Source organism: Rhodococcus sp. JS3073, from assembly GCF_026810085.1.
In the GTDB taxonomy this organism is placed as follows: domain Bacteria; phylum Actinomycetota; class Actinomycetes; order Mycobacteriales; family Mycobacteriaceae; genus Rhodococcus_F; species Rhodococcus_F wratislaviensis.
Window position 1 is genome coordinate 4,681,619 of the sequence record NZ_CP113951.1, and the last position, 11,987, is coordinate 4,693,605.

General features: G+C 64.6%; 13 protein-coding genes. 8 read left to right on the forward strand and 5 right to left on the reverse strand.

Going from position 1 to position 11,987, the window contains the following annotated elements; genetic code table 11:
- Nucleotides 1-3 precede the first annotated feature (3 nt).
- The gene (locus OYT95_RS21175; protein ID WP_268788941.1) at nucleotides 4-1,473 is read right to left on the reverse strand and encodes a CYTH and CHAD domain-containing protein; all 1,470 of its coding nucleotides are present in this window, start codon (nucleotides 1,471-1,473) and stop codon (nucleotides 4-6) included.
- A gap of 221 nt (nucleotides 1,474-1,694) precedes the next feature.
- On the opposite strand from OYT95_RS21175, the gene OYT95_RS21180 reads away from it, so the two are divergent.
- Nucleotides 1,695-1,997 (forward strand): WhiB family transcriptional regulator, encoded by a 303-nt coding sequence (locus OYT95_RS21180; protein WP_112299855.1) that lies wholly within the window; start codon nucleotides 1,695-1,697, stop codon nucleotides 1,995-1,997.
- Nucleotides 1,998-2,065: 68 nt separating this feature from the next.
- On the opposite strand, the gene OYT95_RS21185 is transcribed toward OYT95_RS21180, so the two are convergent.
- The gene (locus OYT95_RS21185) at nucleotides 2,066-3,469 is read right to left on the reverse strand and encodes a DUF4041 domain-containing protein (RefSeq protein WP_112299856.1); all 1,404 of its coding nucleotides are present in this window, start codon (nucleotides 3,467-3,469) and stop codon (nucleotides 2,066-2,068) included.
- Between the two features lie 165 nt (nucleotides 3,470-3,634).
- On the opposite strand from OYT95_RS21185, the gene OYT95_RS21190 reads away from it, so the two are divergent.
- Nucleotides 3,635-4,027, forward strand: a complete 393-nt coding sequence (locus tag OYT95_RS21190) for a barstar family protein (RefSeq protein ID WP_037242866.1) — start codon at nucleotides 3,635-3,637, stop codon at nucleotides 4,025-4,027.
- 10 nt (nucleotides 4,028-4,037) lie between these two features.
- On the opposite strand, the gene OYT95_RS21195 is transcribed toward OYT95_RS21190, so the two are convergent.
- A complete protein-coding gene (locus OYT95_RS21195) occupies nucleotides 4,038-4,595 on the reverse strand; it encodes a hypothetical protein (protein ID WP_268788942.1) in 558 nt (185 codons plus the stop codon).
- Between the two features lie 115 nt (nucleotides 4,596-4,710).
- Nucleotides 4,711-4,962, reverse strand: a complete 252-nt coding sequence (locus OYT95_RS21200; protein ID WP_037242862.1) for a hypothetical protein — start codon at nucleotides 4,960-4,962, stop codon at nucleotides 4,711-4,713.
- A 293-nt stretch (nucleotides 4,963-5,255) separates the two neighbouring features.
- Here OYT95_RS21200 and OYT95_RS21205 point away from each other — a divergent pair, with 293 nt between their 5' ends.
- From OYT95_RS21205 to OYT95_RS21215, 3 genes are read left to right on the forward strand one after another with little or no spacing between them, the layout of a single operon-like run.
- Nucleotides 5,256-5,789, forward strand: a complete 534-nt coding sequence (locus tag OYT95_RS21205; RefSeq protein ID WP_037242860.1) for a thiamine pyrophosphate-binding protein — start codon at nucleotides 5,256-5,258, stop codon at nucleotides 5,787-5,789.
- Complete coding sequence (locus OYT95_RS21210) at nucleotides 5,786-6,400, forward strand: thiamine pyrophosphate-dependent enzyme (protein WP_081792725.1); 615 nt, start codon at nucleotides 5,786-5,788, stop codon at nucleotides 6,398-6,400. Before OYT95_RS21205 ends, OYT95_RS21210 begins: the two co-directional genes overlap by 4 nt.
- Before the next feature lie 32 nt (nucleotides 6,401-6,432).
- A complete protein-coding gene (locus OYT95_RS21215; protein WP_268792257.1) occupies nucleotides 6,433-7,908 on the forward strand; it encodes an aldehyde dehydrogenase in 1,476 nt (491 codons plus the stop codon).
- A gap of 49 nt (nucleotides 7,909-7,957) precedes the next feature.
- Here the strand turns inward: OYT95_RS21215 and OYT95_RS21220 are convergent, their stop codons facing one another.
- The gene (locus tag OYT95_RS21220; RefSeq protein WP_052033711.1) at nucleotides 7,958-8,878 is read right to left on the reverse strand and encodes a LysR family transcriptional regulator; all 921 of its coding nucleotides are present in this window, start codon (nucleotides 8,876-8,878) and stop codon (nucleotides 7,958-7,960) included.
- Between the two features lie 117 nt (nucleotides 8,879-8,995).
- Here OYT95_RS21220 and OYT95_RS21225 point away from each other — a divergent pair, with 117 nt between their 5' ends.
- The 3 genes from OYT95_RS21225 (at nucleotide 8,996) to OYT95_RS21235 (ending at nucleotide 11,887) form a co-directional block, all read left to right on the forward strand.
- Nucleotides 8,996-10,189 (forward strand): CaiB/BaiF CoA transferase family protein, encoded by a 1,194-nt coding sequence (locus OYT95_RS21225; RefSeq protein WP_268788943.1) that lies wholly within the window; start codon nucleotides 8,996-8,998, stop codon nucleotides 10,187-10,189.
- 69 nt (nucleotides 10,190-10,258) lie between these two features.
- Nucleotides 10,259-10,825 (forward strand): MaoC family dehydratase, encoded by a 567-nt coding sequence (locus OYT95_RS21230; protein ID WP_037242855.1) that lies wholly within the window; start codon nucleotides 10,259-10,261, stop codon nucleotides 10,823-10,825.
- Nucleotides 10,826-11,008: 183 nt separating this feature from the next.
- Nucleotides 11,009-11,887 (forward strand): alpha/beta fold hydrolase, encoded by an 879-nt coding sequence (locus OYT95_RS21235; protein WP_268788944.1) that lies wholly within the window; start codon nucleotides 11,009-11,011, stop codon nucleotides 11,885-11,887.
- The last annotated feature ends 100 nt before the right edge of the window (nucleotides 11,888-11,987 follow it).

Below are 11,987 nucleotides of genomic sequence, written 5' to 3' on the forward strand. Positions count from 1 at the left end.
CGACTACTCGCCCGCCGCGAGCCCGGCGGCGTCCTCCCGGGCCTGCCGCGCATTCTGCAATTCCAGGCCGTACAGCAGGCCGAACGTGAATCCGTTCTCGCCCGGTGTCGTGCCGGCGCGGGCACCGAGCGTCCGGAGCGTCTCCGCGGCGACGACGCTGTCCTGGTGCTCGCCGAGAACTCGCTGCATCTTCTTGAACCGTGCCGCCTTCTTCTGTGCGGTTTTCTTCCCGAGAATCGGTGCGGCCAGTTCGGCCGCGTACCGGGCACGCTTGGCGGCCTTCCGCGCGCGGTGCAGGGCCGCATCGTCGTCGCCGGCAGCAGCGGCGGCGACGCGTGTGAGCGCCTTGCGTTCGGCCTTCCGCACCGACTTTTCGATAACCCGGGGATCGTCGCCCGCCGCGGCGGTCAGCGGCGGCGTCGTGCGCCACCGCGCCAGGGTGGCCAGCAGCGCGCGGTAGCGGTCACCGTCGAGGGCTTCCATCACTTCCTTCGTACGACGGAGTTGCTCGGCGAGCAGATCGTTCTCGATGCGCGCGGCAACCGGGCCCAACACGAGTTCCGAAGGCAGGGCGGCGAGCGCGTCCGCGAAGCGTGCGCGTTGCACCTGCCGATCCCGCACCTCCCCCAGCAGTCCCGCGTACCACGAGAGTTCCGCGTCGAGTTCTGCCCGCGCGGCCGGCTCGAACAGGCGCCGGAATACCCGCAGCGTGCTGCGGAAACGTCGGATCCCCACGCGGGTGGGGTGGACGGGGTCCAGCCCACGCCGCAACCACACGTCGCCTGCCACGATCGCCTGGACCTGGGAATCCAGATAGTCGACGAGCACCGCTTCCACTGTCGTTCGCTTCGTGTCCCAGCCGTCGACCGCGAGGTGCGCGGCGGTGAGCACACGGCTGAGCTTCGACGGATACGGGGACGGCTGCGCACCACGGCGGGTGAGGCGTTTGCCGATCTTCCCGAGCAGTTTCTCGTCCCCGGCGTCGCCGAGTTCTACCTCCACCTCCCGCCACTCGCTGAGGACAGCGCGGTCACCGGCGACGGCGCCGCGCACGCGGTCGTCGGCCACTTCCGCCAGCAGACGGTCGTCCCGGTCGAGGAGTCGCTGCGTGCGTCTCACGGTTTTCAGCGTCGCCACCGGGTGCACGGGCTTGCCCAGTGCGACACCCGCAATCATGGTCGCCAACTCGTCGGGCACCTCGTCGCTCTCGCCTCGAGGCATGCGAATCTCGGTGCGTGCTTTGTCTGCGGGGACCTTCAACTGCCATCCCACATCGGCGTCCCCGGTCCGGCGGCGGAACGTGATCTTCTGACGGAGCAGATCGCGGTCATCCGTGTCGTAGTAGACGCTGTTCAGATTCACCGTGCCCTGCTCGATCCGTCCCTCGGCAGGCAACACGTCCTCGAGATCCGGCAGGACGAACTCGAGCCCCACCTCGTACTTGTCTTCCCGCTCGCGCTGCGTCGACACCATGGATCCAGTCTGCACCCACAACGGCCGTGCCGATCTTCGGCGCGCGATCGGCACGGAGTGCAGTTAATCTGTAATCGGTGCAATCGTCGATCGCACCTCGCCACCGGAGCCGATGCGTTGCGAAAAACTCTTCGCAACTGGATCTTTCACTCATTTCACCGGAACGTACCCACATTCCCACTGCCCCGACCTGTGCTCGATCTTCGAGAGGGGGATGACTCATGTGCAAACCGAACAGGCGTCACGACCTCGCACGCCCCGCAGCGGAACTCGAGTGGATAACGCGGGCTCAGTGTCGAGAAGGAGACCCGGATCAGCTCTTCGTCAGAGGTGCCGCGCAACGCAAGGCCGCCGCCCTCTGCAGGCACTGCCCGGTGCTGACGGAATGCGGTGCGTACGCACTCGACAATCGAGTCGAATTCGGCATCTGGGGTGGGATGACGGAACGTCAGCGCCGGGCACTGCTCGCGGCGCATCCCGGGGTCCGCTGGTCCGAGCGCTTCACGGCGCGCCACCAGCGTTGATCGGTTCACTCGCCGCCCGTACACGATCTCGTGCGACACAGTCGACCCGTTCGCTGACACCGCTGTCGCTACAACGAAACATCCTTCTTTCCGATACTTATGAGGTATTCGTCAGCTTCGGGTTCTTCGGTGAAGGAGATGACTTCGCCAATCTCGCGTTGCAGGACTGTGAGTACCTCCGCAGGGCTCGCATAGAAGAACTCGCGCCGTGTATTGACCTTGTTGACGCGGCGGTCGGCGAAGGCCTGGTGAAGCTTGGCCTCGACGGTCACCGCGTCATCGGCGAAGAACAGCGCGTGTACGTCGAAGCGGAAGGGCACGGATGCGTCACCAAGCTCGCGGACGCGGTCCATTGGTTCGAGTCGGCGGGTCATGCCGATCTTGACCGTGTTGATTCCGAACGCCCCCATGTTGGAGATGACATAGACAAATCCTGCGCGGATGTTCGCAGCTCGGTAGTCGACGTTATCGAGAGCGTGCTGAACGTCGCCGAGTTTGTCGCGTAAACGCTGCGCTCCCGCGGTGTCACCACTCGCTTCGAGTGCGGTGAGGGCATTGCGGTAGTGCGCGAGTTCCTTCTCCAGCTTGGCGCGTTCCGCCTGAAGCTCTTGCTCAGCTTTGCGTTGCTCGCGCAACTCCTCCCGGCGTTCGCGTTCAGCTTCCTTCTCTTCCTGAACTTTCATGTGGAAGTCGGCCGCCAGTTCGAGTTCTGTGAGCCGCAGTCGATGGTAATGATCGGTGACCCGCAAGCTGATCATCTGGCCCTGCTTCGAGATCTGGTCAGCCGCTTTGAACAGTCTCTGGCTGGCGACGGGCAGGTTGCCGGCCTTCACAGTCTTGACGCAGTTCTCGGCCTCGGCGTTATAGGCGCGGAGCATCATTCGAGACATATCGGAGACAAACCTGCGGCCCTGAGCTGCGGAGTTATTGAACGTAAAGTTTGTGGTCGCGGTGATTGCCGTCTTGTCTTTGACAGCCTGTTTGATCGCGGACTGTACGCGGAGAAGCTCATCCTTGAGTTGCACAGACGTCTCTGCGGGGTGTTGGTAACGATATAGCCCGACCGATTGCAATTCTTGCTGCACTTGCGCCTCGATAAGCGCACCCCGCGCCGCTGTGATCTGTTGATCCAGATCAACCTTCTCGTGTTGAAGTCGGGCGACCTCCGCCGTCAGTCGGGTGGATTCGGCGTCGAGCGCGGAGACCCCGGCAAGGCCCATGCGGTCGACCAGAAGTTGCAGTCTGTCGACCTCGGTCTGAAGTTCCTGAGCGCGCTTCTTGGCGTTGAACACGGACAGGGGTCGCTGCGCTTGCACAATGTCGGCGGTGCCGGAGGCCGGTGTGCGGGGTACCGGATTCTCCGTGCCCGCGAAGGGTTGTGTAGCGGAGGTCCACCGACTGCCGTCCCACCATCGAAGGTGAGGCTGGCCCTGAGGATCGGGGTGCCAGCCAGGAGGAATCGGCGTTGTCATGCCCAATGAATATCAAAATCGATCGAGTGAACAAACATGGGATCGCGGTCTCGGAGTCGTGCAATTTAGTCAATACGTCATTCGATCGACATCTGAGGACAAGTGAAGAGACACCGATTGATTCGTCACGGACCCTTTACATCTCCCGTCAGGAATGATCGAACCATGACCGGACAGCCCGTGACATACGTGATCGACGGCTCGCGCATCCACACGCTCGACGACGTCTTCACGGTGGTCGGAGAAGCGGTACGCGGTGAAGGCGGGTACTTCGGCCGCAACCTGGACGCGTTCGCCGACTGCCTCACCGGTGGATACGGCACGCCTGATGACGGCCGCTTCCTGTTCGTATGGGAGTACAGCGACAGATCCCGCGAGGCTCTCGGGTACGCAGAGACTGCGCGTCAGCTCGAGCAGCGTCTCGCGCAGTGCCACCCCACGAACCGGGAGAGGGTGCGCGCCGACCTCGAGCGTGCTCTGAGGGAGGACGGGCCCACGGCTTTCGACTGGGTTGTCGGCATCTTCGCGTTCCGGGATGTGCGGCTAGAACTCCGGTAGGCGGTAGCTCTCACTCGGCCACGTAGAGAGCCACCCGGAAGTATCGGGAATCGCGACGGAAGGTCGGTATGGTGACGCCGTACCGCTCGACGAACTCGTGTTGTTCGATGAATCGAAGGTCACCGGACGTGCCGGGCGTCGAGTACTGCCGATTCGGCATGCGCCATGTGCCCGTGTCGGGTACCTCCCACATCTGTACGGTGTCGGGCAACAGTTTCCAGCCGTGGTCGGTGTGCAGTTCGAGGTTCGCGACGACCTCGATCGTCGCGACCACTCCGCTCACGGACAGCACGGGCTGAGGGGAGAACCCCGGGTACCTGTCGACGTAGAAGACTCCTCGGCCGACACCGTTCGGCCCGATCTCGCCCTCCTCGGCCAGTGATCGGAGCTCGGCGGGAAGCTGCTGCTCGTCGAGCCAGGAGAGGGCGGTGGTCACGGTGTCACCCGGGTGCCAGACGGAGTCTGCGGAGACAGGCTCGTCGTCGACGAAGACCGTGAGCGTCTGGGGTGAGGCATGCTCGAGCATCGTCAGACCCCGCGCAGTAGGCGGACCGATGGGCGAAGCCATCGGGTGCGGGGTTACCTTGCAGCAGACGATACGCGGCTGCGGCATCGGTTCACCCGCCGCTGCCGCACTGAACGCGGCAGCGGCGCCGGCGGAGGGCCCGCCCGATCGATGCGAATCAGTACGGCAAGGACGAGCAGCTGGGCCGGTCGACGATGGCCTGACCCTCGCAGAGCATGGCCTGCTCGTCGTCGTCGAAACGATCGCGCCGATCCCGGTCGCGGGCATCGCGGTCCGACTGTGAGACCGCTGCGACATCAGCCGCCCCCGACGAGGCGGGCATGGCGTGCGCGATTCCGGCTGCGCCGGTGACAGAGAATGCGACCGCGGCGAACATCAGGCCGGCGCGAAGGGCGGTGTGGCGAAACATGCGGAGTCCTTGGTGGTTGTGGTCGAGTATTCCTTGGCCACAACAACACTGCCGTCCGGACACGCGGTTCGACAGACACCCTAGGGTGCGCGTTGCCCACCCCTGTGCGAACGCCGGGAACACGTCCGGGCTGAGCGATGCCGTCGCGAACGTAGATGACCAAGGCCTGTCCGGTGGGTCCCTCCCGCGCAAACAAAACCTTTGATAGCAGTATCACGAAATTCTATTACCACACCGCCACCATGTTGTTTCATGATCTTTGGGAGCGTCCATCGTCATGAATCGGAGCACCCATGAATTCCACAGTCAGCGCACCCGGCTGGCAGAAGTCCGTCTTCGACGTTCTGCGTGAAGGAGATGTCCAGCAGATCGCGTACGTACCGGACGCCGGCCACTCGTACGCGATCCAAGCCGCGATCGCCGACCCCGGCATCGAAGACGTCGTGCTGACCACCGAGGAAGAGGGCGTCGGCGTTGTCAGCGGCGCCTGGCTCGGCGGGCAGCGCGCGGTCCTGCTCATGCAGAGCAGCGGAGTCGGTAACTGCGTCAACATGTTCTCCCTGCTGGAGATGTGCAAGTTTCCGTTCCTCACGCTGGTGACCATGCGTGGTGAGTACGCCGAGTTCAACCCGTGGCAGATCCCCATGGGTTCGACCACGCAGCAGGCCCTCGAACTCATGGGCATCACAGTTTTCCGGGTCGACGACCCCGATCAGGTCGGCGAGGTCGTCTCCGCCGCCTTCGATCAGGCTTTTCTCGCTGGTGAGCGCGTCGCAGTGCTCCTGGGTCAGCGGCTCATCGGACGCAAGAAGTGGGAGCGCAAGTGAACGTCAGCAACTCGACCATCGGAACCCTCGCCGGCGAACGCCTCGACCGACGCGAGTTCGTCGCGACACTGCTCGACCGGGCGCCGGAGGCACTGGTCGTCACCGGTCTCGGCTCCCCGTCCTATGACGTCTTCGCCGCAGGGGAGCGCGACCGCAACTTCTATCTATGGGGCGCCATGGGTGCCGCCGTACCCACCGGCTTGGGCCTCGCTCTCGCTCGTCCGGCCGAGTCCGTGGTCGTCATCACCGGTGACGGGGAACAGCTCATGGGAATCGGCGCGCTCGGATCGGTCGCGGTCAAGGCCCCGAAGAACCTCACCATCGTCGTCCTCGACAACGGGCACTTCGGCGAAACGGGCATGCAGCGCAGCCACTCCAGTCTCGGAGCCGATCTGGCGGGCATCGCGTCGTCGTTCGGCATTGCCCGCACCGAACGGGTCCGCGACATCGCCGACGTCGACCGTGTCGCACAGATCGTCACCGCCCGCGAGGGTACGACCTTCGTTCAGGTGTTCATCGAGCAGACCGAGCCGCCGCGCGCCCTTCCGCCCCGCGACGGCACGGCGGTGAAAAACAAGTTCCGCGCCGCGCTCGGCCTCGACACGTTCTGATGGCCGACGCCGAACCGAGAGAGAACCCTGCCATGCAGAAATACCTGCTCCACATCGGCGGGCAGCAGCGCCCGTCCGCTGACGAGACGTACTTCGAGACCGACAACCCCTTCACCGGCCGGCCGTGGGCGCAGATCGCGCGCGGGCAGGCCGAGGACGTCGAGGACGCCGTCCAGGTCGCGCACCGTGCCATGACCACCGGGTCGTGGGCGACGATGAGTCCCAGCGCCCGCGGTCTGATCCTGCAGCGCGTCGCCGACGCGCTCGAGGAGAACGCCGAACTCCTCGCCCGCACCGAGGTCCGGGACAACGGCAAGCTCTACAGCGAAATGCTCGGCCAGTGCCGGTATCTCGCGCAGTGGTACCGGTACTACGGTGGTCTCGCCGACAAGATCGAAGGCCGCGTCGTTCCCGTCGACAAGCCGGGATACTTCACCTACACCCGGCGCGAGCCGATCGGGGTCGTCGGAATCGTCACCCCGTGGAACTCGCCGCTGCTGTTGCTCACCTGGAAGCTGGCACCCGCGTTGGCCGCTGGCTGTTCGGTGGTCGTCAAGCCCTCCGAATACACCTCCGCCTCCACCCTCGAATTCGTTCGTATCCTCGAACAGGCAGGCCTGCCGGCGGGAGTGGTCAACGTGGTCACCGGATTCGGGCCCGACGTGGGAGGGCCGCTGGTCGACCACCCCCTGGTGCGCAAGGTCGGCTTCACCGGCTCGGACGCGACCGGGCGGCACATCGGGGCCGCGGCGGCGCGCGGTCTCAAGCGGGTTTCGCTCGAACTCGGCGGCAAGTCACCGAACATCGTCTTTGCCGACGCCGATCTCGACGCCGCGGTCAACGGCGCGGTCTCGGGAATTTTCGCCGCGTCCGGTCAGACCTGCATTGCCGGAAGCCGGCTTCTGGTGCAGCGATCCGTGCACGACGAGGTCGTCGCCAAGCTGGTCGCGCTTGCCTCCACAGCGCGCATCGGTGACCCGATGTCCCCCGACACCCAGGTCGGTCCGATCACGACTCGTGACCAGCACAAGAAGGTGCTCGAGTACATCGACATCGCCACCGCCGAGGGTGCACAACTCGCGCTCGGGGGCGGCGTGGCCACCGGCACCGGAACCGATGGGTGGTTCGTACAGCCGACAGTGTTCACCGGGGTGAGCAATCAATCCCGGTTGGCGCAAGAGGAAGTCTTCGGCCCGGTGCTGGCGGTGATCCCGTTCGACACCGAAGACGAGGCGATCGCCATTGCCAACGACTCGAAGTACGGTCTCGGTGCCGGTGTCTGGACCACCGACCTGCCCCGCGCGTTCCGCATGGCGGAGGCGATCGAGTCCGGGACGGTCTGGGTCAACACCTACCGCGCGGTCAGCTTCATGCTGCCGTTCGGCGGGGTGAAGGACTCCGGTATCGGCCGGGAAAACGGTGCCGAGGCAATCGACGAGTACCTCGAAACCAAGAGCGTGTGGATCAACATCGGAGCACCGACCGGAAACCCGTTCGTCCTGCGCTGACCCCCGGCGCCGGGGGTGTCTTCGACTGAGAGCTGGACGGCCGGCACGATCACCCGCGTCGAGGAGGCCCGGCGGGTCCCGTGGTGTTCTCGACGAGCGTCTCGAGGACGAACCTGTGAAAGCCTTCGGCGACCGAGGAGGTGAGGGGCCGATCGGCCTGGATCATGCCGATCGTTCGCCACGCATCGCGATCACGCAATTCGATCAGTGTAGTTCCGTCGGGAGGGTCCGCGGCCGCAGATGGAGCAGGCACAACTCCCACGCCCACTCCGGCCGCGATCATGGCGCGCATCGTGCCGACCTCGGTGACCGAGAACGCGATTCGCGGGGCGAAGCCGGCAGCTCGGGCGAGACGGTCGGTGAGCTGGCGCAGCCCGTACTCCGGCGTGAGAGCCACGAAATCGTCTTCGGCGACCTCGGCGAAACTCACCGTTTTGCGGCGAGCCAGCCGGTGACGGACAGGAACGAGCAAGCGAACCGGTTCGGTGGCCACTGGTGTCCACACGAGGTCGTCGACGGAGGGCTCGGGGGCTACGAAACCGAGATCGGACCGGCCGACCCGGATGTCGTCGGCAACCGAATCTGCTGCAGCACCGCGTAGTTCGAATCTCACCTTGGGATGTTCGGCGCGATACCTGCTGATCAGTTCCGGCACGAGCCACTCGCCGAGGCTGTGCAGGAAGCAGAGGGAGACGGTGCCCTCGTTCGGATCTGCCAGGGTGCTGATCCGGTTGTGCGCGGAATCCACTTCGCTCAATGCGCGCAACGCATGTGCGCGAAGAATCTCGCCGTACCGGTTGAGATGGAGCCGATTGTGCCGCCGGTCGAACAACCGCACCCCGAACCCCGTCTCCAGCCGGGCTATGGCCCGCGACAACGTCGGTTGCGTGACGTGCATCTCCGCGGCGACAGCGGTGATGTTCTCCGATTCGGTGAGGGCGACGAACCATCGCAACTCCTGCAAGTTCACTGCCTGAGCTTATACGCGGAACGTATGAGGATCGGCGGATATCGGCATTTCACAAACACACGCAGGGGCGCGACAGTGAAACAGCACTGACACGACCGACCCGGCAAGGAGAATGACGTGAGTACCGAGCGTTCGGATTTTGCTCCCCACCCTGTGCATCGCCCATTGGAGGGTGTCGTGGTGGTCTCGCTCGAACAGGCGATCGCGGCACCGTTCGCGACCCGGCACCTCGCCGACCTCGGTGCTCGGGTAATCAAGATCGAACGCCCCGGTGTCGGAGATCTCGCACGCGGATACGACCGAACGGTCCAGGGGATGGCGAGCCATTTCGTGTGGACGAACCGCGGGAAGGAGAGCATCGAGCTCGACGTTCGCTCGGAGGAGGGCAACCGGATCCTGCACCAACTCGTCGACCGCGCCGACGTCCTCGTCCAGAACCTGGCACCCGGCGCTGCCGGACGCCTCGGCATCGGGGCCGAGCGCTTGCGGGATACCCACCCGAACCTGATCACGTGCGATATCTCCGGATACGGCCGCGGCGGCCCCTACGAGGCACGCAAGGCCTACGACCTGCTGATCCAATGCGAGGCCGGACTGGTGTCGATCACCGGAACCGAGGACGAGCCCTCGAAGGTCGGACTGTCCATCGCGGACATCTGCGCCGGCATGTACGCCTACTCGGGGATCCTCACCGCCTTGCTCGATCGTGGGCGGACCGGCCGGGGCGCCAACCTCGAGATCTCGATGCTCGAGGCGCTCGGCGAGTGGATGGGGTACGCCGACTACTACGCCCGATACGGCGGATCGGCGCCGAAGCGGACGGGAGCGAGCCACGCGACCATCGCGCCGTACGGACCGTTCACTGCGGCGGACGGGGAGGTCGTCAACCTGGGTTTGCAGAACGAACGCGAATGGGACGTGTTCTGTCGTGTCGTGCTGCAGGCGCCGGAGCTGATCGACGATCCGCGGTTCGTCACCAACGCCGACCGGGTCGCGCACCGCGCCGACCTCGATGGCGTCATCGACGACGTTGCCGCAGGCCTCACCGGCGCGGACCTCGTCGACAGGTTGGAAGCGGCGAAGATCGCGTATGCCCGGCAGCGCACGATGGACGAGTTCGCCGAGCACCCGCAGCTCGTGGCACGCTCCCGGTGGGCACAATTCGAATCCCCCGTCGGACCGCTCGAAGGACTACTCCCCCCGGTGACGGTGATGGGCGCCGAACACGAGATGCGCCCCGTACCCGGTCTGGGGGAACACACCGACAGCATCCTGACGTGGCTCGGCGAGTACGCAGCGGTCAGGTCCTGAACACACACTCTTCCCTCCGCCGTCGGCCGGGTCGCGTCGTCGGCGACGAACTACCGAAGGAGAACTACCTTGAGCAGCAGCGAAACCCAGGTCGAGCAGTCGGCGCCCCCGGTCACCGGCTGGCCCGGCCGCTACTTCGAAGACTTCGAGATCGGAGACGTGTACCGGCACCCACTCGGCCGCACGGTGCTGCCGGTCGACAACTCGTGGATGACGCTTCTCACCCAGAACACGGCGCCGATCCACTTCGACGCGCACTATTCGAGTCAGACGACGTGGGGTAAGCCGCTCGTCGACTCCACCTTCACCCTTGCCCTCGTCACCGGGCAGAGCGTCACCGACATCTCCCAGCACGTGCACGCCAACCTCGGTTGGGACCGGGTGCGCCTGCCGAATCCGGTGTTCGAGGGCGACACCATCTACTCCCAATCGGAGGTCCTTACCAAACGAGAGTCCTCGTCCCACAAGGACATCGGCATCGTCACCGTGCGCACTATCGGCTACAACCAGGACGGCACCATCGTCATCACCTTCGAACGGACCCTCATGGTGTATCGCAAGGGACACGGACCGCACACGGCGGGCGTCGACCCCAAGTGGGACGACCGGTCACGGCGCGCAGCCGGGATCGAGTAGTTGAACGAGTGGCCGCGCAGGCAGGGCCGGCGCGGCAACAACCTGGGCGGCGAATGCCGAGCGTTTGCTTCAGGCGCAGGGATCTCGTCGAAATGGTGCCGAAGCGTGGCATCCACGTTCCGGCGATGTCGGGCCGTCAGAGTGCGTACTCCCACTGAATACCGATAGCAGGAGACATTCCGCGTGACAGAATTGAAGAGAATGAACAAGTTTCGACTACCGCTCGTAATCGACGGCGTCCAAGTCGAGATCTCGGCGATGTTCCGTGAGGGAACCGGGGTCCCTCTGGTCTTCCTTCACGGGTTCGGCTCCACAAAAGAAGACTATGCAGACGTGATGCAGAGGGCGGAACTCACCGAGCATCCGATTCTCGCCTACGACGCTCCAGGTTGCGGTGAAACCGACTGCGCCGACCTTTCACGAATTTCCATTCCGTTTCTCGTTGCCACGGCGCTACGGGTGCTGGAGGAACTCGAGATCGACCGCTTTCACGTCATCGGGCATTCGATGGGCGGTCTGACGGCACTGATCCTGGGTGACGAACACCCCGACCGGATCGCCTCCTTCATCGACATCGAAGGGAACGTGGCACCCGAGGACTGTTTTCTCAGTCGCCAGATCATCAACCATCCCAACGACGACCCAGAAGGCTTCTTGGCCGGATTCATCGACCGAGCCTGGAATTCGCGGTACTTCTCGAGCGCTCTGTATTCCGCCAGTCTGCGGCACAAGGTCCGGGCCGCTGCCGTGCGTGGAATCTTCGAGTCGATGGTGGAACTCTCCGACCAGGGCGATCTGATGAACCGCTTCCTGGCGATACCCGCGCCCAAGATGTTCATGTATGGACAGCAGAACGCATCGTTGTCCTATTTGGAACACCTGGCTACCCATGGTGTGGAGGTCGCCGAAATTACGGACAGTGGACATTTTCCGATGTACTCGAACCCTCCGGAAATGTGGAGCCGTATCTCCGACTTCATCCGCCGAACACCGGAATTTGTGCCGCCTGCGCCCCCGCTGGCCATGAGTTCGGCTTCCGATCTCGGTAGCCCTCTGCGCTGACGTCGGCGACAACGTGCGTGGCACGGTCGCATAGCCGATGTCGATGAGATTCGCCCTCGGCCGGGCTCCGAGCGACCCGCAGCAGTGCCGTCTAAAGCGA

Coding starts and splice junctions, on each gene's coding strand:
- OYT95_RS21180 (WP_112299855.1), top strand. CDS start 1,695: ATGTGCAAACCGAACAGGCGTCACGACCTCGCACGCCCCGCAGCGGAA.
- OYT95_RS21190 (WP_037242866.1), top strand. CDS start 3,635: ATGACCGGACAGCCCGTGACATACGTGATCGACGGCTCGCGCATCCAC.
- OYT95_RS21175 (WP_268788941.1), bottom strand. CDS start 1,473: ATGGTGTCGACGCAGCGCGAGCGGGAAGACAAGTACGAGGTGGGGCTC.
- OYT95_RS21195 (WP_268788942.1), bottom strand. CDS start 4,595: ATGGCTTCGCCCATCGGTCCGCCTACTGCGCGGGGTCTGACGATGCTC.
- OYT95_RS21185 (WP_112299856.1), bottom strand. CDS start 3,469: ATGACAACGCCGATTCCTCCTGGCTGGCACCCCGATCCTCAGGGCCAG.
- OYT95_RS21215 (WP_268792257.1), top strand. CDS start 6,433: ATGCAGAAATACCTGCTCCACATCGGCGGGCAGCAGCGCCCGTCCGCT.
- OYT95_RS21200 (WP_037242862.1), bottom strand. CDS start 4,962: ATGTTTCGCCACACCGCCCTTCGCGCCGGCCTGATGTTCGCCGCGGTC.
- OYT95_RS21205 (WP_037242860.1), top strand. CDS start 5,256: ATGAATTCCACAGTCAGCGCACCCGGCTGGCAGAAGTCCGTCTTCGAC.